This is a genomic window from Atopobium fossor DSM 15642, assembly GCF_000483125.1.
GTDB classification, from domain to species: domain Bacteria; phylum Actinomycetota; class Coriobacteriia; order Coriobacteriales; family Atopobiaceae; genus Atopobium; species Atopobium fossor.
Window position 1 is genome coordinate 1 of record NZ_AXXR01000003.1, and the last position, 21,604, is coordinate 21,604.

At 45.1% G+C, this 21,604-nt stretch carries 17 protein-coding genes; 5 read left to right on the forward strand and 12 right to left on the reverse strand.

Features of this window, described 5'->3' with window-relative positions; translation table 11 throughout:
- Positions 1–377 precede the first annotated feature (377 nt).
- Positions 378–3,122, reverse strand: a complete 2,745-nt coding sequence (locus tag G469_RS0100005) for a phosphoenolpyruvate carboxylase (protein WP_051353688.1) — start codon at positions 3,120–3,122, stop codon at positions 378–380.
- Positions 3,123–3,382: 260 nt separating this feature from the next.
- Here G469_RS0100005 and yaaA point away from each other — a divergent pair, with 260 nt between their 5' ends.
- Positions 3,383–4,150 carry a peroxide stress protein YaaA gene (yaaA, locus tag G469_RS0100010; protein WP_084522241.1) on the forward strand — a complete coding sequence of 256 codons (768 nt, stop codon included), beginning with the start codon at positions 3,383–3,385 and terminating at the stop codon, positions 4,148–4,150.
- Here the strand turns inward: yaaA and G469_RS0100015 are convergent.
- A complete protein-coding gene (locus tag G469_RS0100015) occupies positions 4,140–4,385 on the reverse strand; it encodes a helix-turn-helix domain-containing protein (RefSeq protein WP_028263301.1) in 246 nt (81 codons plus the stop codon). The two genes, yaaA and G469_RS0100015, sit on opposite strands and share 11 nt — an antisense overlap.
- Positions 4,386–4,607: 222 nt before the next feature.
- On the opposite strand from G469_RS0100015, the gene G469_RS0100020 reads away from it, so the two are divergent.
- Complete coding sequence (locus G469_RS0100020; RefSeq protein ID WP_028263302.1) at positions 4,608–5,384, forward strand: radical SAM protein; 777 nt, start codon at positions 4,608–4,610, stop codon at positions 5,382–5,384.
- Between the two features lie 21 nt (positions 5,385–5,405).
- Complete coding sequence (locus tag G469_RS0100025) at positions 5,406–6,311, forward strand: LysR family transcriptional regulator (protein ID WP_028263303.1); 906 nt, start codon at positions 5,406–5,408, stop codon at positions 6,309–6,311.
- A 128-nt stretch (positions 6,312–6,439) separates the two neighbouring features.
- On the opposite strand, the gene G469_RS0100030 is transcribed toward G469_RS0100025, so the two are convergent.
- Together G469_RS0100030 and G469_RS0100035 are read right to left on the reverse strand one after the other, a co-directional pair.
- Positions 6,440–7,285, reverse strand: coding sequence for a DegV family protein (locus tag G469_RS0100030; protein WP_028263304.1), 846 nt, complete (start codon positions 7,283–7,285; stop codon positions 6,440–6,442).
- 90 nt (positions 7,286–7,375) lie between these two features.
- A complete protein-coding gene (locus tag G469_RS0100035) occupies positions 7,376–7,843 on the reverse strand; it encodes a MarR family winged helix-turn-helix transcriptional regulator (protein ID WP_051353642.1) in 468 nt (155 codons plus the stop codon).
- Positions 7,844–8,002: 159 nt separating this feature from the next.
- Between G469_RS0100035 and G469_RS0100040 the strand changes: the two genes are divergently transcribed.
- A complete protein-coding gene (locus G469_RS0100040; protein WP_028263306.1) occupies positions 8,003–8,971 on the forward strand; it encodes a 3'-5' exonuclease in 969 nt (322 codons plus the stop codon).
- A 22-nt stretch (positions 8,972–8,993) separates the two neighbouring features.
- Here the strand turns inward: G469_RS0100040 and G469_RS08780 are convergent, their stop codons facing one another.
- A complete protein-coding gene (locus G469_RS08780) occupies positions 8,994–9,824 on the reverse strand; it encodes a spermidine synthase (RefSeq protein ID WP_051353643.1) in 831 nt (276 codons plus the stop codon).
- Positions 9,825–9,904: 80 nt separating this feature from the next.
- On the opposite strand from G469_RS08780, the gene G469_RS0100050 reads away from it, so the two are divergent.
- Positions 9,905–10,420 carry a nitroreductase family protein gene (locus tag G469_RS0100050; protein ID WP_028263307.1) on the forward strand — a complete coding sequence of 172 codons (516 nt, stop codon included), beginning with the start codon at positions 9,905–9,907 and terminating at the stop codon, positions 10,418–10,420.
- Positions 10,421–10,469: 49 nt separating this feature from the next.
- Here G469_RS0100050 and pepI read toward each other — a convergent pair whose 3' ends face one another.
- The 7 genes from pepI to G469_RS0100085 all read right to left on the reverse strand — a co-directional run bounded on the left by pepI (position 10,470) and on the right by G469_RS0100085 (position 21,485).
- Complete coding sequence (gene pepI, locus G469_RS0100055) at positions 10,470–11,378, reverse strand: proline iminopeptidase (RefSeq protein ID WP_028263308.1); 909 nt, start codon at positions 11,376–11,378, stop codon at positions 10,470–10,472.
- Entirely contained in the window at positions 11,379–13,592 is a 2,214-nt protein-coding gene (gene ligA / locus G469_RS0100060; RefSeq protein WP_028263309.1) for an NAD-dependent DNA ligase LigA, read from the reverse strand. It abuts the gene before it with no gap.
- A gap of 12 nt (positions 13,593–13,604) precedes the next feature.
- The gene (locus G469_RS0100065; RefSeq protein ID WP_028263310.1) at positions 13,605–16,427 is read right to left on the reverse strand and encodes an AAA family ATPase; all 2,823 of its coding nucleotides are present in this window, start codon (positions 16,425–16,427) and stop codon (positions 13,605–13,607) included.
- Positions 16,428–17,606: an exonuclease SbcCD subunit D gene (locus tag G469_RS0100070; protein WP_028263311.1), complete on the reverse strand. Its 1,179-nt coding sequence runs from the start codon at positions 17,604–17,606 to the stop codon at positions 16,428–16,430. It lies immediately after the preceding gene.
- A gap of 164 nt (positions 17,607–17,770) precedes the next feature.
- The gene (locus G469_RS07765; protein ID WP_051353644.1) at positions 17,771–19,027 is read right to left on the reverse strand and encodes a S1C family serine protease; all 1,257 of its coding nucleotides are present in this window, start codon (positions 19,025–19,027) and stop codon (positions 17,771–17,773) included.
- Between the two features lie 254 nt (positions 19,028–19,281).
- The gene (locus G469_RS0100080) at positions 19,282–19,956 is read right to left on the reverse strand and encodes a winged helix-turn-helix transcriptional regulator (RefSeq protein WP_028263312.1); all 675 of its coding nucleotides are present in this window, start codon (positions 19,954–19,956) and stop codon (positions 19,282–19,284) included.
- A 182-nt stretch (positions 19,957–20,138) separates the two neighbouring features.
- Positions 20,139–21,485, reverse strand: coding sequence for a glutamine synthetase family protein (locus G469_RS0100085; protein WP_028263313.1), 1,347 nt, complete (start codon positions 21,483–21,485; stop codon positions 20,139–20,141).
- Positions 21,486–21,604: the final 119 nt, after the last annotated feature.

The following is a 21,604-nucleotide window of genomic DNA, read 5'->3' on the forward strand; positions in this document are numbered from 1 at the left end:
CATCACCGCGTGCGATGTATTAATATACACACCCCTTTTGGGTGTTTCAAGTACCAAGACTAGATTTGTGTTGATTCATATTATGGACACAAATATGAAATGACTAGATATTGCCGTCCAATCTATCTCATAGCACTTTACCTGGCATTTCTCGATAATAGATATGAGGAGTTGGATAAAATTTTGGGCATATATACGTCTGAAAAGGCATTATAGAATTTAGCTATATTGAGGGGCAAAAAGGATGAAAAGCTAAGCCGTATATACGTATATATAAAAGGGGGCAAGTTGTAATTGACTTGCCCCTTAGTGTGCGTAGCTTTTATAAGATGTGAAATAACGTAGCAGTAAGATATGAGCCAAAGAATGGCTGGAAACTAACCAGTGTTTTGTAGGCCAGCTGCAACTCCAGATACAGTACACAAGATAAGATAGATAAAACGCTCGCGCTCTTCAGCAGTAAGTTTATCGCTCTTCTCGCGAAGAGCTGCAAGAGCTCGCACCTGCGTGAGGGATAATGCATTTACATAAGGAAGTCGCATACGAATGACAGGGCCAAGAACACGTCGATGCTCCAAAGGCCAAGAATTGTTAGTAATAGCAAGGACCCACTTGCGCGTAAGAGCCATTTCATCAAGGACCATCTTGGAGAGATCTTTGCGATTTCCCAGGTTAAGATACATATGAGCAATACTGGCATCGGTCTTGGAAAGCGACATCTCGATATTATCAATAAATGTAGTAAAGACAGGCCACTCAGCATAGGCTTGTTTGAGCAGCTCAAGGTCATTAATTTGTTGACAAGCACTACCCAGACCGTACCAAGCAGCTAAGTTGGTTCGTGCCTGCGACCAAGAAAAAATCCAGGGGATAGTACGTAAATCATCAAGAGACTGAGCACCCAAACCGCGTTTGGCGGGACGGCTACCAATGGGCATGAGGCCAATCTCGGTAAGAGGTGTTACGATGGAAAACCACTCGGCAAAGTCCTTGGTATTAAGAAGCTGTAGGTAACGCTGGCGAGAATACACATCAAGATCATGAGCAAGCTGTGTATATCTATGTGTCGTATCTGTATTAATCTCCTCAATAGAAGGAGCGGATTGCAATAGCGTTGCACCAGCAACGGACTCAATATGGCGACGCGCAAGCGTAGGATCTCCGTAGCGAGCAAAAATGACTTCACCCTGCTCTGTCAATTTGAAGTGACAGTTAACCGAACCCTTGGGTTGAGCCAAAACAGCACGATTTGCAGGACCACCACCACGACCAACAGCACCACCGCGACCATGCATCAATACTAAATCTATGTGATTGCATTCTGCCCATCGAGCAATTGCCTGCTGAGCAGCGTGTAAAACCAAGGTTGCAGAAGTTGGACCAGCGTCTTTGGATGAATCAGAATATCCCAGCATAACTTCAAGACGCCGATTGGTTTGACTCATGCGCTTTTGAACCTCAGGAATACGAATCATCGCATCAAGGATATTAACGGCATTTTCTAAGTCCTCTACCTGTTCAAATAACGGAATAACATCCAAAACAGGTACATCCTGCTCGTGAGCAAATGCCAGACGAGCAAGTTCATAGACATCTGCCACATTTTGAGCTGACTGTGAGAAAGAAATAATATAGCGGCGAGCAGCAATAACACCATTACGACGCTGAATAGAACCAATGGCACGGAACGTATCCAAAACTTCACGAGTCATAGGAGCAAGTTCACCGCGCTCCCCTCTTCTACCGTGCTCGCGAATATCTGCTAGAGCACGCTCATGTACAACGGAGTGCTGACGGAATTCCATCTCTACCATATGAAATCCAAAGGACTGCACTTGCCAAATAAGGTTTTGAACAGGACCGTATGCAGCACGAAGAGCTCCAGCACGTGCCAAAGACTCTTGAACCACCTGCAAATCATTAAGGAAGTCCTCTGCAGTGTTATACATAAGATCTGCTGTGCGGTCGATAGTTGCCTTGAGCCTATAGGACATAACAATCATAACGGCACGATGTAGCTCGGAGGCGCTTACCGTTTGAGCGCGCGAAGTCATAGACTCGCTCATCTCAACCTGGTGATTCCACAAGTTAATAAGCATGTCTGAGGGTTTAGTACACAAGGTATCAAGCGTGAGGTTGCGACCCACATAATATGTGCGCTGCGTAAGAGCTGTAAGAATGTGACGACGGAACTTCTCGGCAACTTCGCGACTTACCTTGGCAGTAACGTTGGGATTGCCATCTCGATCCGAGCCAATCCAAGAACCTGGGTGAAAAAATGCAGGACAAACAGGAGGAACGGTACCGGCCTTGTCACCCAACTCCCAGTCATCAAAGCGACGGTAAACTTCAGGCACCATGTCAAACAAGGTGTTATCAAAAATATCAAGAATGGTGTCCGCTTCTTCTGCGGGTGTAGGCTTTTTGAAACCGATGGGCGATGTTCGGAACATGGCATCAATTTCCTGCAGCATCTTGCGTTCGTTTTCCGCCAAAGAAGCGCCACCTAAAGCAGGGCGTTCTTTGAGAAGGCCAGCAATACGGCGAATTTTACCTTCCACGCCACGGCGACGTGCTTCAGTTGGGTGAGCAGTAAATACAGGATGAAACTCCAAACGCTTAAGTAAAGAGAACGCCTTAGCATGCCCGCATTCATCAATCAAGCGACGGTATGCCACCGTAAGATCATTAATGGGGTCATATGTAAGAGTGGCGGAAGAAATAGCTTGTTCGCGCAGGTGAAGAGCATGAACACGATAATTTTCTTCACAGACATTAGCAAGATGAAAGTAGGTTGCAAACCCGCGCATGAGCAAGGTTGCCTGCTCAACGGGCAAAGAATCAATGAGTTCGACGGCCTTCTTGAAATCCGCTTCGATAGGGGCAGGAGGCTGGATAGAAGATGTTGAGGTGTCAGTTGCTGTAACAGCATCGGATGAATTAGCACCATCGGATAAAGGAGATGCAGAGCTTTGAGTGTGAACCAACAAAGTATTTGTGAGAAGATCATCAAACGATTGACGCAGAGAAGGATCATATTCAGACAAAACTTTACGAACCAGACGTAAAAATAGAGTCATATTGCCACGGAGCTCATCAGGAATACCAGCTTTAGCAAACATGGCATCGTCATTACGAGCTTCCAAATCTACCTGATCAACCAAAGCGGCGGGCGAAAATGGAGTGGCTGGGTTCACGGTACCTCCTTGAGTTGGCATTAACCAGCGCAACACTACTTGACAGTAGTAAGCGTCAGTCAGCGTTAACCATCACAAACTACTTTAGAGCATAGACGCAAAAGTAAGCACGTCATTGCTTTCGCAAAAACACGAAATACAATATCAACAATATGAGAAGTAACAAACTGTAAAAGGATGACACTGTGGCACTGAGATTTATAACTTCACCTGCAAAGAAAATGCAAACCACTGAGGAGTATCCTTTTGCCACTGCCTTGCCACAGTTTATTGAGAAGGCCCGTATCATCGCAGCTCATTTGCACCAAATGGATTTTGAGCAACTTCACAAGTTATGGGCATGTTCTGAGCGTTTAGCACATGAATCTATGCAACAACTTGATGCACTGCAGGAGGGTTTGCAGCTGCCTTTTGAGCAGCTCAGTGCCGCAATTTGCAGCTATAACGGCATTCAATACACCAATATTGCTGCTTCAGTCATGTCAGAAGAACAAATTGAATGGATGCAAACACATCTACGCGTGATTTCTGGTATGTACGGATTAGTGCGACCACTGGACGGCGTCTGTCCATATAGGCTGGAAATGCAAGCAAAACTTACTATGGATGGATCGCGAAACTTATATGAGTGGTGGGGAGATTTGCTTGCACACACACTTATGGATGAAGCAGATGATGTATATCTTGTAAATCTGGCATCTAAGGAATATTCGCAAGCAGTGCTACCTTACGTGACAGATCGGGCCATAACCTGTTCGTTCTTATCGCCAGATCAAAAATCAGGCAAACTTGTTATGCGTGCGCCAGAAATTAAGGCTGCACGCGGAAGTTTTATTCGTTGGTGTGCTGAGAAAGGCGTCGAATCCCTCGATGACCTACGCAACTTTAATGGACGCGGTTATACGTTTGATGAGTCACTTTCAAGCAAGGATGAACTTGTTTTTAAAAGTTAGGTTCAGATGAGATACCCTCATTGAGTTTTGTAGCAAGATCTGCAACAGACATATCTAAAACCTCTGCAATCCAACGGACTTCGTATACACGAAGTGCACGCTCTCCACTTTCCAGCTTACTGAGGAAAGACTGGTTTACGTTAAGCCTCTCCGCCAAATCAAGCTGAGTGATTCCATGCGCACAGCGGATGGACTTAAGATTCTTGCCGATTGTCTGATTACTTGAAATATCCATGAGGAAATTATTATCCGAGTTTCGCATCATCCCAAATTAGGATATAGTAGGTAGTACCTCCAACCAAGTTGGAGACAATGCGGACGATGGTCATTCTTTGAGTGGCCATCGTTTTTTGTAAACGTATCCATTTTGTACGATTGCCACATATGAAATGACCGTACAGGATGAATTGCTCGGATTTTGCTCCCTTCTTTTGTATTATCAAGATGGAGGGAATTGATGCCTACTTTTTTGAATGACAGTCCTGTTTTTGGACCCGTACAAAGCCGTCGCTTAGGAATCTCTTTAGGGATTAACTTGATGCCTGCAACGGGAAAGATTTGCTCGTTTAACTGTGCATATTGTGAAAATGGCTTGAATGAACAACGACGTACAAGCAATGACTATGTTAGCTTGGATGAACTTGAGCATGCCCTTAAGAAAAAACTCGCAAGCATGGCTGCAAACGGGACACAACCTGATGTCCTGACCTTTGCAGGCAATGGTGAACCTACGGCAAGTCCTATATTTGCACAAGCAGTTGATTTGGTACGCGCACTACGTACTGTTTATGCACCAGCTGCGCGTATAAGTGTACTAAGCAATGGCATGTTTGCCGATAAACCCAGCGTTTTTCATGCATTGATGCAGGTAGATGATAATATTTTGAAGCTTGATACCGTGGATGCAACCTACATTGAGCTTCTTAATAAGCCACAAGGACCATATGATGTGAATGAACGCATTACAACATACGCGTCTTTTCATGGCCACATAAAGATTCAAACCATTTTTGTAAGCGGCAAGCTTGCAGGCGTAAGTGCAGATAACACTGGCGAAGTATATGTAAACCCATGGTTGGATGCACTAGAAAAGATTGACCCACAGCAGGTATTTATCTACACGATTGCGCGCGAAGTACCTATACCTACACTTACAAAGGTAGCACCCGCAATACTAGATGGCATTGCTCAGCGTGTACGTAAGCGTGGTCTACCTGTTGTTGTCTCATACTAGCATGCGTATAAAGGAAAGAACATGAATCTTCAGCAGCTCAGGTACATAATTGCTATTGCCGAAAGTGGTTCAATGAACTCGGTTGCTAAGACACATTTTATTGCACAATCAAGTTTGTCGGTTGCAGTTAAGGACCTCGAACAGGAGCTGGGTATCACTATTTTTACGCGCACCAGCAAGGGCATCCGTGTTACCCGTGAGGGTGTTGAGTTTTTGGGTTACGCTCGCCAGGTTGTTGAACAAGCAGATTTGCTACAAAGTCGCTACGCTGGCCACCCTGACCAACTTAAACAGCGCTTATCGATAAGCTCACAGCATTACGCATTTGTAGTCCGCGCGTTTACAGAATTTGTGCGCACACAAGAAGGAAGTGGTTTTGACTTTATCCTACGCGAAACCCGCACTACCAATATTATTAATGACGTTGCAGATTTCAGGTCAGATATTGGCATTTTGTTTTTGAGTTCCTATAACGAGCAAGCGCTGCGCAGGCGTTTTGACGAGAATAACCTTAAATTTGCATCACTATACAAAGCAAAACCGCATGTTTTTGTCCGTAAGGATCATCCACTTGCTGCGCTGCCTTCCATTAAGGTTTCTGCACTTGCCAGCTGGCCGCGCTACACCTTTGAACAGGGCACACAAAGCTCACTGTATTTATCGGAAGAACCGTTTTCTTACATACCCCACGCACAAAATGTAGTGGTAAGCGACCGTGGAACTATGACCAGCTTGCTGGCAAATTACAATGGATTTTTGATTTCAACTGGCATGCTGTCTGACGAGATGTCTGCACATATTGTGTCCATTCCGCTGGAAACAGACGAGATTATGAACGTGGGCTATCTTACTCATAGTCAGCGCAAGCTAAGCGAACATGCTCAAGAATTTATTAGCATGCTTAAGCAGCTGATTGCTGCGCAATAGACATGTGCCGGTAACACACCCATAACAGCAGCTCCACAAAATAATGCAATAAACGCAGATAGAGCTATGCAATTGTCATAAACAAACATATGTCGCCTGCACACAACTGCACAGACGACATACATACTCTATTTATTGGCAAAGAAACCTAAGACAATGGTGCCAGGGCCAGCATGCGTACCAATGGTGCCACCTATAGAGTGGAACACAAGTTGATTGACATTGCCCTTCCACAACGCAGCGCTATCCTGAACATACTTCCTAAGAAGTGTGTCATCCAGACCGGTATAACCAACACACATGGGCAAACCAAAGTTAATGCCACCGCTCTTTTCAACCAGTTGGTCAAGCAAATTGTTGGCTGCCTTGGAACCACGCGCCTTTCCTACCAGCGAAACCGCGCCTTCGTGCGTAGTGATGACGGGCTTAATGGAGAGCAAGGTCCCCAAAGTTGCCGCTGCCTTTGGCAAACGGCCACCACGATGCAGGTATTCTAAGGTGTCAAGAAGGGCCAAGACATGCAGATGCTCTACACTGCGGTTAAGCTCTTCGCACAGAGCTTCAAACTCAATACCCTTATCGACAAGTTCAAGTGCATATTCAACCATTGCACGCGTACCCATAGAAGCATTAAGTGTATCGATAATACAGACGTTGCTGCCGTAAGACTGTGCCGCAGTCACCGCACTATGATAGGTGCCCGACAAAACAGAAGAGATAGTAATTGCCACGACTTTCTCGTCCGCTTCACGCGCCTGTGCAAAAGCCTGGTCAAAACGATACGGCGTGACTTGCCCGGTGGTTGGCATGACATCTGTTTCCATAAGCAACTCATAAAAGCGCTGGTTAGTAAGGTCAATTCCATCCAGATACGTGGTTGTACCAAACGCAACGGATAATGGTAAAACAGTAAGCTGATCGTGCTGGAGATCGGAAACGTCGGCGCCTGAGTCGCAAACAATTCGAATGGCCATGCAGTTTCTCCTTTGTAGTAGCGCGGTTAAGCGATGTGTACTATTCCGCGCAAATGCGCGATTGGCTTGCTAAATATTGGCATTATCGTGCTATAACACCTTTATTTTTGCAAGGACTTGTTTAAGTACACGATACATAACCACGATATCTTCCCCAGCAAGATCGTCTGCAGCCAGGCCTACCATGCGATTAATAACCTCTTCTATCCGATGTCCAAGCTCCCTTCCTTTTTTGGTAAGAAGCACAGGACTTCGATACCCCATCACACCATGATCCTGCTGCGCTTGTGCGTAACCTTTTTGCATCAACGATGCTAGCGAACGCGAAACCAGTGCACGGTCCACACCAATAGCCCGCGCAATATCCGCGCTGGGAATACCTTTGGGGTGCTTGGCAAGACACACTAAACACATGGCATCGGTTCCTTGCAAACCAAAGCGAGCCATTTCTGTTTTTTTAAGACGTTGTACTTCTTTGTTGAGCGCAGATATGAGACTTGAAAAAGTCTCAAAACGCTCTGACTGCGCGGGTTGGATTGATTGAGTTGACTGAGACAAGTTTTACCTCCTTTCTTGTTGACAAGTCAACAGTTTAGCAATGAATGTTGAGTGGTCAACATTTATCCAATGGAACGTGTAATCTGCACACGCGCAGCGCACAACTTTGGTAGGCTTAACGAGACTTACTCTTTTGCTCTCAAAACGGGAGATGTATATATGAACTTGAGTGAAGCACTTGAACGTGCAAATGCGTTCTCGCTACCTGGCTTTTTTATGGATGATGCCACTCTTACGGCAGATCGTGCAGCTAATGAAGATGCCATTTCTCAGCTTCTTGCTGCTTGGCGTTCCTCTTTTGGCACTGATGATCCTTTTGATTTTGAGATTGTTCGTGCCTTAGCAGATCGCAACCGAGCTACTTGCGATAGTTTTGGTATTGAGCGTCTACAAAATGTGCGTGGCACAAGCTTAGCGCCACGTCTTTCTGATGAGGATTTGATTCGCGGTGTTGCTGCAATGCAGCATCGCAATCCCAAAATTGTTGCCAAAGAAGCAGGTTTAGGTCTTAATGAACTGACCATGGCATACCTTGCAGCACCTATTTCTGGCATGGTAGTTGGAATTGACATAGAAACTACTTCACGCGAGCCAGATCGCGGCTACATCGTAAATGTCGGTCTTGAATTTATGCAACTTGCTGCAGATACTCAACCAACTAATCCTTACTTTGCTTACTGCGGACTACCTAACATGTATAAAGAAAAGGGCGTTCCTCTCGCTCATATTCACCACATTAGCTGGTCTGATGTAGAAGACAAAACACCCTTTAGGGAAGATAAAAAGATGCAGGCAGCACTTTTGGCAACACTTACGCGTTTTCCCTATATGGCACATAATGCTGCCTTTGAAGATTCGTGGTTTATGCTGCATATTGACGGTTATGCAGAAGCTCGCAAGGAAGGTAAAATTGTTCCTATTGATACACGTGACATCTGCCGCCGCGTAGATCCCGAAACCAAAATTCTGCCCCACGAGCAAAGGCCTGCTTCACTTGAAAGCTGGGCACGCCGTCGCAAAACCTTAGCAGCAGGACAATCCGAGAAGCACTTGGGTTTGGAAGATGTTGACCTTATGTTCCGTACTGTTCAGGCAGAATTTACCCTGCGCAATATGTTTAGCAGATAGTTAATTCTTGTACGATGCGTATCTAAAACCCAATAGTGTTTGAGAAATCATAGTCACCGTCAGTGGCAATGATAAGATAATTTTCTGAGTTACTAAACTCCTCATCACAAGCGTCAACAATATGCACGTGTTCAAACTCGTTGCTCAGAATGCTCGTTACTTTTTGAAGTCCAGATAGACCGGTCTTATCAACAACATAATTTATGAGATATAAGCCACAGGGAGTAAGATGTGTATGTACGGTCTTAGCACCTGTCTCCCCCACCAGCAAAGTTACCGGCAGACCAGCAGCAAAGACATCGTTGATGATGACCTCATAATCGGCATCTGTATACTGTAAATACGAAACTGCATCTGCGCAAATGTTAGTAAGGCGTCCTGTAATTTGAGTCTTAAACTCGCGTTTGAGCGCATCTAAATAAAACCAACGATGTGCGATAGACGTAATCTCTGGATCGATTTCCACCACATCTACCTTCACGTCCTTATCGTGAGCAATAAGATACTTAGGATAAGCGTATCCGCCGCCGCCCAAGACAAGCGTACGTTTTACCTGTAAGCCAGCCTCATGTGTTGCACGAGCAAACGCACGGAAGTACTCAAAGGGCAACTCATAGCGATTTTGGTCCATATAACTGGCACTTTGCACTGCGCCACCAACACTAAGCAGGCGCACAGGAGTGCCTTTTTGATCATAGCTGGTATATACCAATGCAGGACCATAGGCCGTAGAGCGAATAAGATGAGGGTCATGACGCACCCAAGCACGGGCAACCAGTGCAGCAGTGACTGAAGCAGTTGCGGCCGCAGCTCCAATAATTCCCGCAAGCATAAGTTTTGATTTGCGCGTCATAGTTCCTCCCAAAACGCTTGTTTATCTCTACAATAGTACCCAACAGCACAACATTTGAGCGTTCAAACAAAGGATTTTAGATGAGTGATTTTGCAAGTTTGGCTCACGAGCGCTATTCATGCCGCTCGTTTTCCAACAAGCCAGTAGACCCCAAGCTTATCGAGAAGATCATTGATGCTGCACTTGCGGCACCAACTGCCGTAAATAAACAACCCTTTAGACTGTGGGTTTTAACAGGTGATGCAGTTACAAAGTTCACACGTCACACCCGCTACGATTTTGGTGCACACACCTATCTTTTAGTTGGCGCAGCTACAGATGAAGCTTGGACACGACGCTACGATGGTAAAAATTTTGCAGAAGTGGACGCCTCTATTGTTGCCACGCATATTATGCTTGCCATTGCAGACTTGGGACTTGGCACTACTTGGCTTGGTTCTTTTGATGTTCCTGCCCTTATCCAAGAGTTGCCTGAGCTCACTGGATATGAGCTCGTTGCTGCATTTCCGGTTGGCTGGCCATCTACAAATGCTCACCCTTCTCCTATGCATGAAGCATCACGCAACAAGAATGAGCTGGTAAGCTACTTGGAATAACAATAGTTAGCAATGTTGATGAGCTAGACAAATCAGATAAACCATCTTACTAGAACTTGTCATGTTCCTTAAGCCACGCACGTATAAGCTGTACATATTTGGAAGTATCATCCGCATAACACATGTGACGACAACCTTCAAAAAGCTCCCAACGAGCATTGGGTAAGCCATCAAACATGGTCTTTGCAATGAGTGGCGTGCAAAGGTCATCGGTTCCACTCACAATAAGTGCTGGCGTTTTGATGTTTGGTAACTGAGCTGTATAGTCCCAATCTTTGAGTGTTCCTTGGGGCATAAGCTCATTGGGGCCCCATGCAGTTTCATAACACTCAATACCCGACTTCTTAGGTCGGCGCAAACACTCTGGTGCGTTTTGTCCATACACACTATCGCAACAATGCAACTGCATATAGTGATCAATAGCTTGTTTGTAGGCTATCGATTCATACTCACCAGTTTTCTCGGCCTGATTAAGCGCCTCCCATTCCTGCGCAGGAAGCATCCGCGCCATACGATGATTTTCTTTGCCCCACAACTGCGATGAAGGTAACGTACTTGAAAGCACAACTGAACGCACACCTTGCGGCTGATAATCCGCCAAATACGTAAGCGCCAACATGCCACCCCAAGACTGCCCCAACAGGTGAAACTCCGTAATACCTAGATACTCCACTAATGCACGCAGCTCATCCACCCAAGTTTGAGCCTGCCACAGCTCGGGATGACCATCCACAAAAGACTGACCGCAACCCAGCTGATCGTAACTTATAACTGCACGTCCATCATCGGCAAGGCTATCGAGAAGCTCCATGTAATTATGTGTAGAACCAGGACCTCCGTGTAACAAAATAATTGGCGCATGTTTTGGCGTAGTATGTGCTGTCCAAGTGCCGACGATACGGTAATAGGTTTGGTAACCCAAAAAAGGCATGAAGCCTTCAGTTACTATGCGGCTCATTTAGATCCTTCCTGTAGCAAGGATATGTTGTAAAGCAGCCTCATCCAACACAGCAACACCCAGCTCTTGTGCTTTAACAAGCTTAGAACCAGCAGAAGCACCTGCAACTACATAACTGGTTTTCTTAGAAACCGAACCGGAAACTTTAGCACCCAAAGCACGCAAGGCGGCACCCGCCTCATCACGCTTCATAGTCTCCAAGGTACCCGTAAGCACAAAAGTAAGTCCGGCAAGCGTTTGTTCTGCTGTATCTGCTGTCTTAACACAAGGTTGCTCTAGCGTTACACCACAGCTGCGCAAGCGCTCAATAACCGCAATATTTTCTGGAACAGCAAAAAAGTTTTTGATGGATACAGCAAGCTTCTCACCAATGCCGTCCACCTGCATAATTTGTTCTTTTGAAGCCGAGCGAAGAGCTTCAAGAGAGCCAAATGAATCTGCTAAAGAGCGAGCCACTTGCTCTCCAACAAAGCGAATTCCCAAGCCAAACAAGACACGTGCAAGACCGCGGGCTTTAGACTCCAGCACCTGATTCATAATCTTATGTGCAATGGTATGACCAAGCAGGATTTGCTCTCCTTCAATATGGTCTGCTGTATTGGTTTCATACACGCGCCCCGTTGGCGTAGCAGCAAGAAGTTCCTCGGTGAGCTTGTCATAAAAGTCTGCAACGTCGCTCAAAATGCCTCGTTCAACCAAGCGCCTTACTATTTCGTCTCCCAAACCATCAATGTCCATAGCCTTGCGGCTTCCCCAATGAATGAGACGTTCAGTTGCTTGAGCAGGACAATCGATAGAAACGCAACGATACGCCACTTCTCCCTCTTCACGTAAAATGGGACTTCCACAACTTGGACAAATGCGCGGCATATCCCACAGGGGACGCTGCTCATGTTCTGCTTGTAAATCACCGTTTAAAACAGGGCCCACTACTTCAGGAATAACATCACCTGCCTTGTGAACCACAATGGTATCCCCCACGCGTACATCCTTGCGACGTACTTCATCGATGTTATGCAGGGTGGCACGAGCAATGGTAGAGCCTGCAACCGTTACGGGATCAAACTCTGCTACAGGCGTAAGCACGCCCGTACGACCAACCTGAACACGAATTTCTCGTAAGGTTGTCTGGCGCTCCTCGGGTGGGAATTTAAACGCAATAGCCCAACGAGGTGCGCGAGCCGTAAAACCCAAATGATTTTGAAGTTCAAAATCATCTACCTTTACCACTACACCATCGATGTCATAGTCCAGCTCATCGCGCATCTGCAAAGCAGCAGCACAGTAGTCATGAACGGCTTGGGCGCCTTCTACACGTTGAGCATGTGGATTTACCGAGAAACCACAGTTGCGTAACCACTGCAAAAAAGCATGCTGAGAAGAAAGGTTAAGGTTTGACTCATCTGCCACAGCATAGATAAACGTTCCCAAGTCGCGGGAACCTGTTACCTTTGCATCTTTTTGGCGCAAAGAACCAGCAGCTGCATTGCGAGGATTTGCAAATGGAGCACGTCCTGCCTCGTCATTTTGTGCATTCAGACGCACAAAGCTGCGACGAGGCATATATACTTCACCACGAACTTCAACGCTTTGTCCAAAGCCTTTATCGGCAATCGCAATAAGGCCTTCACGAGCAAGTTTTGAAGGAATATCACGAATGGTGCGTACGTTTGCTGTTACATCTTCACCCGTTGTACCGTCACCACGAGTAGCCGCACGAACAAACTGACCATCCGTATAGGTTAGAGCAATGCCTAGACCATCAATCTTAAGTTCGCAGGTATAGGCCACATTACCTGTTGCTCCGATAGACTCTTCTGTACGACGTAACCACTCATCAAGCTCCTCAAGATTCATGGCATCATCAATAGAATACATGCGTTGAGCATGCTGAACAGGAGCAAATTGTTCTGATACATATCCACCAATGCGCTGAGTATAGCTTTGGGGCGTAACAAGTTCAGGATACGTAGCCTCAATATGCTGTAGCTCTATAAGCAGGCGATCAAATTGTGCGTCTGTCATCTCTGGATCATCGAGCGCATAGTACTGATATGCAGCATGGCTCAATAACTCGTTAAGCTGGGCCGCACGCTGAGCAGGGGTTTGATTTTTTGTAACCTGAAAACCAGCAGACTCCTCAACTTCTTGTGGCTCAACATCACTAAACAAAGAGGATTGAATCCAGCTGTCTTGCATATTCTTTTCTGCCATGTTTACCTCATATTATTCACAGATAACAGTAGTAAAACTGCCATCATTGGTTGCGGTAACTTCAATGCGCTTTGGGATTTGCTCACGCAATTCTTCTACGTGGCTAATAATACCCACCAGACAATCACTCGAGGCGAGGTCGGACAGAACATCCATGACTTGATTGAGCGTGTCTGGATCAAGTGTGCCAAATCCTTCATCTATAAATACCGTATCAAGAGCAATGCCGCCTGTTTGTTGTTGTACATAGTCAGATAAGCCAAGCGCTAAGGAGAGCGATGCTTCAAAAGACTCTCCACCAGAAAGAGTGTCTACAGAACGCATCTTTCCATTCCAACTATCGTATACGTCAATATCCAATCCTGTTTGACGACGACCTTTTGCTTGGTCAGAGCGGATTAACTGGTAACGGCCAGATGACATCTTGTGCAAGCGATAATTTGCACACATGAGTACTTGGTCAAAGTAGTAGCTCATAACGTAGCGCTCAAAAGACACACGCTTAGCAGTGCGTGATACAGCACTGGTGATATCGCCTGAGGCAACACTCGACACTTCCTGCGCAGTTTGCCAAGCCTTTTTTATAGAAGGCAGCTGACTATAAAGCTCTTGTACACGAAGAGCAATTTCTTTGTTTTGCGTTAACCGTGCAACAGCAACAGTAAATGCTTCTTGCTGCTCTTTTGTTGTTTTTTGAGCTGCTTCAAATAGGTGCTGTAAATAAGAAGTGCTTTCAAGCTTGGTATCTTCTGAAAGTCCCAGCTCATGCAAGCGCGCTAACGAAACATCGTAGGCTGTCTGAGTAGATGCCACATGTTTTCCCGCATCGTCAAGCGCATTTTTGGCCTTACGATGCGCATCTTCTAGTTCTTTTCGTTCTTGTTTTATCTTGCCAAGCTGCTGTTCTGCCACATCCTTTGAATTAAATTCCAACTTGTTGAGCAGATTATCAACAAGCGCTCTTGCACGCTCCCCTTCGAGTTTAACCTCAGAAATCTTTGATTGAAGTTCTTCTTGTTGAGTTGTGAGTACAGCAAGCTGCTCCTCCAGAACTTCCAGTTCTTCTGTTTGTTTTTGCAGCTCTGTCTGATGGGCAAGCATGTGCGTATGCGAAGCAGTAAGCTCTTCAAGCTTTTTCTCATCCTGTGCGAGACATTTGGAAATCTGGTTGTTTGCATAGACCTCATCAGTGATTTCTTTTTGCAAAAAATTAGAAGCTTCCTCACGAAAAGTCCGTTGAATAGCTCGGAGCTTCTCTACTGCAGAAATATGCTTTTCAGACACAGCATCATATTGTTGTTGTACAGCTTGCGCTGTTTGCTGAGCCGCATCAAGCTGCTCTTTAGTAGGGGGCTCTTCTGAGGCAACTGCTGGCAAAGGATGGTGAAGTGAACCACATACAGGACACGGCTCACCTTCTCGAAGATTTTTTGCCAAGACATAGGAGCTGCCTGCAGTAAAGGCATGCATGAGCTGATCTGCTGTTGCATGTGCAAACGCACGCTTTTTTTGAATAGCGTGAAACTGCTCACTTGTAGCATGAACATACGTTTGATTGGACAAAAGTGTCTTATATTGAGCCAGCAATTGTCTAGCCGTTGTACTATTTTGTGTACATACGGACTGTTCTTGCTCCAAACAAGCAACACGCTTTGTTACCTCTGGAAGTTCTTTTTGGGCTTGTAGAGCACTTTGTTGCCGTTGCAAAACAGATTCCTGCAAGGACTTCTGCTGGTGCTGCTGCTCGGTGAACGCACTAAACTGGGTGCGCAATTTTTTGAGCACATGCTGATGTGTTTCCAACTCATCATAGCTAGACAGGCTTTGTGTAAGCTGTGTCTCTCGTGCAATAAGCTGCTCATGCTTTGTTGGATAGGTCTCTTGCAGGGTATCAAACGAGACTTTTGCCTGTTTATACGCGGATACTGCCTGATTGTGAGCATTGTAATTTTGCTGAGTTACCTTGAGCACCTGCTGCTTTTGACGAAGCTGCTCAAGCTCAATCTGAACAGTATGCTGATGTTGTTGTGCTTGTTCAAATGCTTGTTGCGCCTGCGCTTGCATAGAGGTAAGACTATCTAGCAGTGCCTTGATAGCGGTTATAATTTCCTGTTGAGGCACCGCAATAGCAGCGTTTTGCTGCTGTAAAGCTGCAACATCACAAGGATTTTGAACGGCATCAATACGTAGATGAGACAGCTCATTTTGCAGCAATGACATGTGCTTGTCGTATGCTGTTTGCGTTTCACTTTTTTGCTGCTTAAGAAACTCCTGGAAGTTTTTTAAATTTTGCGTCATAAAAATCTTACGCAAAATTTCTTCTCGTGCAGAACTTTTTGCAGTAAGGAGTTCACGAAACGTGCCTTGCGCAATCATGGTTACTTGGCGGAACTGGTCTACATCAAGGCCCAAAAGATTCTCAATAGCAGCGGTAACCTTAGTAGTTGCATTTTGAACCACCTCATTCCCACAAAGTAATTCGGCCTTTGGTGAACGTTGGGTTGTATCATCTTCCGAAGTTGTTTTACGGCGCTTTTTAACAAGCTGAGCTGGCTCACGAGTAACTGTGTAGCACTTACCATTTTGTTCAAAGGTAAAACTAACCGAGCAAATTTGATTAGAAGTAGCATAGTTACTTCGCAGCTGCATGGGGTCACGCCCACCAGAGGTTTCCCCGTATAGCGCAAAACATAGTGCATCAAAAAGCATAGTTTTGCCCGAGCCAGTATCTCCGTAAATCAAGAACAAACCATGCTTGCCAAGCTGCGTAAAATCAATAGTAGTCTGCTGTACGTAGGGACCAAAAGCTGTGAGCGAAAGCTGTAGGGGTTTCACTTATACCAACCCCTCTGAACTGTGAGTAAGCGCCTGTGATACCAAGGTATCTTCATCAGCAGATAAAGGTTTACCTAATTGGTTTTCAAAGAAGTCCGAGAAAAGCTCTTTAAGGCTGCTATTTTCCAGCTTTTCTTGCGAGGGTGCTGCTGATAAAGCAATAGCTGGTCCGTTATGAGACTGCACCGAAATCCCTGCATAATGAGGCCATAGATATTTAATACGCTCCACAACATCCACAGGGTTATCTTCTACTACCATTACTTGGACAAAATCTTCTCGCTGTTTTGCAGACTCTGCTGCAGCAATACATTGCAACTCATCCAAAGATCCTGTAACTATTCTAAAATCGTGTAATGCTGTAACAGGTACTGGCTTGTATTGTGCTTTTCCGTCTTCACTCATACTCACCAACATAAAACTCTTATTTTGATGAGCTTCTGAGCTGGAATATTTAAGTGGAGTACCACTGTATCGAATAGTGGAACGTCCAATACTTTGTGGAGCATGAATATGACCAAGCGCTACATAAGCAAAATCATCAAATACAGCAGCATCGATGTTATCGAGAGTTCCTACCGAAGGACCAAAACCGCCACGTTCGGATTCACTAAGCTGTGGCTTCATACTACCAGCTGTAATAAATTGGTGCGCCACACAAACATTGGGAGCATGTGCAAACAAAGGGTGTAAGCGAATAGATGCAATTACATAATCCAATGCCTCTTCATAGCTTGAAATCTGAATGTTTTCATCTTTTTGTTGAGAAGCCCATGCACGCACATCCGATGGACGCACAAAGGGTATCAACCAAAAATTAACCCCTGCAATCGTAATGGGCTCAAGATGATGGGCGAGTTCACCAGCAATATGAATACCAGCCTGAGAAAACAGGCGAGAACCACAACCTAGACGTGCACCTGAGTCATGATTACCACTCACAACTAACACAGGGATTTTTGTTAAAGACATGCGTGTAAGAAACTCGTCCCATAGTCTCGTTGCATAATCCGGAGGCGCAACCGTATCAAACACATCACCTGCTATTACAACTGCGTCCACATCATGCGCAATTGCAGCATCATAAAGCAGACTCATCATATGCGCCTGGTCTTCTGCCAAAGAATAATTAGCTATCTTTTTGCCCAGATGCAAATCTGATGTATGGATAAACTTCATAGGCGCTCAAATCCCTATTAGCAACTCATTAACGCTTCCTATTGTACGTTGTCGCTCGGACACTAGTACAAACAACAAGGGTGATACTCTAAATGAAGTATCACCCTTTCGTACATACCATGCGTATATATCTTGCAATGCATACCTGCAAAGGTATAGATTTGCTAGTTAGAACCAGTAGAATCGCTTGAATCGCCGCTGGTATCACCCTTAGGTGCAGAATCGGCTGCCGTACCCGCCTGCAAAGACTCATCAGAACCAAGGGTTACCTCAAAGGTTTTCTCGTCAGAGCCACGCACAACAGTAACCTTGACCTTCTCGCCCACCTCATGGGAACGAACTGCCAAAATTAATGCATCAGCAGAAGAAATATCATCATCATTGACCTTGGTAATGATATCGCCTTCTTTGAGACCAGCCGTACCTGCAGGGCTAGCAGCTACAACCCCTGTAATGTAGGCACCTTGATTGACCGAAAGATTATTGCGTGCAGCATTATCCGCAGTGACGCTTTGCAGAGAAACGCCCAGGTACGCATGGAGAACCTGCTTGCCCTCTATGAGGGTCTTAGCCACTTTAACAGCATAATTGGACGGAATGGCAAAGCCGATACCAGCATTTGAACCAGACTCAGACTCAATAATGGAATTAATACCCACAAGCTTGCCTTCTGCATTTACCAATGCACCACCTGAGTTGCCAGGATTGATGGCGGCATCGGTTTGAATGAGATTAGCATAAATGGTATTGCCTGAAGTAGACGGCAGCATAGTGGAACGGTATAACGAAGACACAATGCCTGACGAAACAGACTGGTCAAGACCGTAGGGACTGCCAATACTCATGACCCAATCTCCAACTACAAGGGAATCAGAGTCTGCAACCTCTATAGGGGTAAGCTGAGTATCTTCGGGATTAATCTTTACAACAGCAAGATCACTCGAAGCATCAGAGCCAACAACTTTAGCTTCATAACTCACATTATTAAGCGTAATGCTGATGGTGTCGGCACCATCTACCACATGATAGTTAGTAAGAATGTTGCCCTTGGTATCCAACACTACACCCGAACCTACGTAATCATTGTTACCAGAAGAGATGTAGATAGCTGCAACAGAAGGAAGGCACTTTTTTGAAACTGCTTGAGCCGTAGTTGCTTTCTCATCCGTGGAATGAATAGTGATGGTTTGTCCAGCAGAACTGGTATTTGAAGTTATAGGTACGTTGAGAAACCCACTAAACTTGAGGCCACACACAACAACAGCAGCACCAACGGCACCGCTTACTAGCGAAATAAGTACCGTTCGACCATGGCGAGGTTTTTGATTTGCTACAGGCATGGAAGTAACTACAGTTTGTTGAGAAGTAGTAGTATTGTTGTCCACCATAGATGGGTTGGGCTCATTAGATATCTCGGACATGAAGCACCTCTTTACATGATGCGAATAACTCACTATATATGTACCTATAGAGTGTCCAATTTTACCTGTCTTAAGAGAAAATTCCTCTCAAACCGCAATTCCAACAAAAACGTAGCGTCAACCTGTATATTTGGAACTTTGTCATCAGGTTTTATAAAGTTTCAACGAACGCAAGATACCGATGTCTGTATGGATGCAAACGTAAAAGTTATGACCAAGCGGATGTAAATGCAAAGATGCCGACATAACGCAGATTAAAGCTTAAATAGATACCCAATGCCACGTACCGTAACGATATGTCCTGCAATTTGTGGACCAATCTTAGAACGGACTCGACGGATATGAACATCTACCGTACGAGTGCCACCACAGTATTCAAAACCCCAGACACGATGAAGCAGAGTATCACGAGAATACGCCCTTGAAGGATGCGTTGCCAAAAACGAAAGGAGCGAATACTCCATAAGTGTCAAGTCCACGGGCTTATCGTCCACATACACTTGGTAGGTTGCTAAGTTAATAGTCATATTATCTATAGTGACAATATCTGAAGGAGCGCTTTCCTCACCTGGCCACAAAAGCTGTGACACGCGCACTTCCATCTCTGGTTCGGAACAATTTGAGACAACAAAATCTGTCTTAAACTGAATAGGAATCCTCATGCTAGAAAGCGCAGTTTGGTCAACCACCAACAGCAATGGCATCATTCCATTGTCAGAAAGATATGCCTCTATCGTTCCAAAGAAATCACTCGATACTCCAGCAAGATCAAGAACTACAAGATCAAACTCTCGATTAGAAGCAATAGCCTGAGCAAACGTATCTGGAGATGCAATGAGTGCAGAGGCATCCAACGAGTGGGTAAGTTCACGCATATACTCACGATGACGAGAAGTCGTTGAAATGTACAAAATATTCCTGTGGTGCACTGATTCCACCTCCAACCTGGTATGGTAAGAAAGATGCTCGATGTTGAGAATACCACAGCATCGAGCATGCATTATTGCTTGCATTACAACGCACGATAATTGCAGGTTTTATCCTGTATTTTACCGCTTGGAACAGAGTTTATTCAGCAAAGTATTTGCAATTATATTGTATATCGATGTAATTAAAAACCACCGTAATAACGAGACTGCTCCCAATCCGTAACAGATGTACGATACTCTTCCCACTCGCCCTTCTTTACATTAAGCAGGTAGGTAAAGATGTGTTCACCCAATGCCTCTTGCATAAGTTCACTATGCTCAAAAGTAGCAATTGCTTCGCCAAGATCACGAGGTAGTGCCTGAATACCTTTAGCACGAAGTTGAGTATCACTTAAGTGTGCATCTTCCACTGTTGACTCAGGCTGAAGTTCAAGCTCGTCTTTAATACCACGCATACCAGCAGCCAAGGTTACCGCAAATGCAAGATAAGGATTGCATGTTGGATCTGGACTGCGAAGCTCAATACGGGTTGCAGACTGCTTACCAGGTTTATGCGTAGGAATGCGTACCAAAGCAGAGCGGTTCTTGCGACCCCAGGTTGCATAACAAGGAACCTCACCATTAGGAATAAGACGTTTATACGAGTTAACCGTTGGATTGGTTACCAAAGAAAACTCTGGTGCATACTTAAGAATGCCAGCAATGTAATGCTTAGCCAAACTGGAAAGACCTACACCGCCCTCAAGCTTCTCATCATCTGACCAGAACAGATTATTGCCATCATGATCCATTAAGGACTGATGAACAAACATGGCAGAACCAGAAATACCATTAAAAGGCTTGGGCATAAAGGAGGCATAACGACCCTGATTATAAGCAGATTCCTTAATCACCAAGCGAGCGGTAATGATATTATCCGCACAGGTACGAGCTTCTGCATAGCGAAGTTGAATACCATTTTGCGAAGGTGCTATCGAATGGTAAGAATACTCAACCGGAATAGACATTTTTTCCAGTGCAAGTGTTGTACTGCGACGCAAGTCCTGAGCATAGTCAGAAGGTGTTAAATCGAAGTAACCAGCACTGTCCAGTAGCTGAGGAGTTTTATCGTTATCCAAATAAAAGTACTCGATACCAGCACCAACATTGAGAAAATAGCCATGCTTTTCTGCCTCGCGGAAGAGTTTCTCTAAGCGAGCACGAGAATCGCCAACAAAAGGATTGCGATTGGGTGTTTTTACCTCGCAAAACATGCGAGCAACGCCATTTTCTTTGGGTCGCCAAGGAAGCAGCTGGAAAGTCTCAGGATCGGGAAATGCAAGCATGTCCGATTCTTCCAAAGGAACAAAACCATCTACTGCAGAGCCATCAAAGCCAATGCCTTCTTCAAAGGCCTCCTCAAGGTCCTCTGGAGAAATTGCAAGTGATTTAAGATTGCCTAGTACATCAGTAAACCACAGACGAATAAAACGAATGTCTCGCTCTTCAACTGTTCGAAGTACGAAGTCAATATTCTGCTCGTAGGACATAGTCCCTCCCAGCGGATTGAAACTAAAAATGAACCTTTCACATAGTAAGACTGACACAAAGATGTTTCACCCATATTTCTCAATATATAGAAAAAAGCAAATGGCCGCAGATTTCCGGA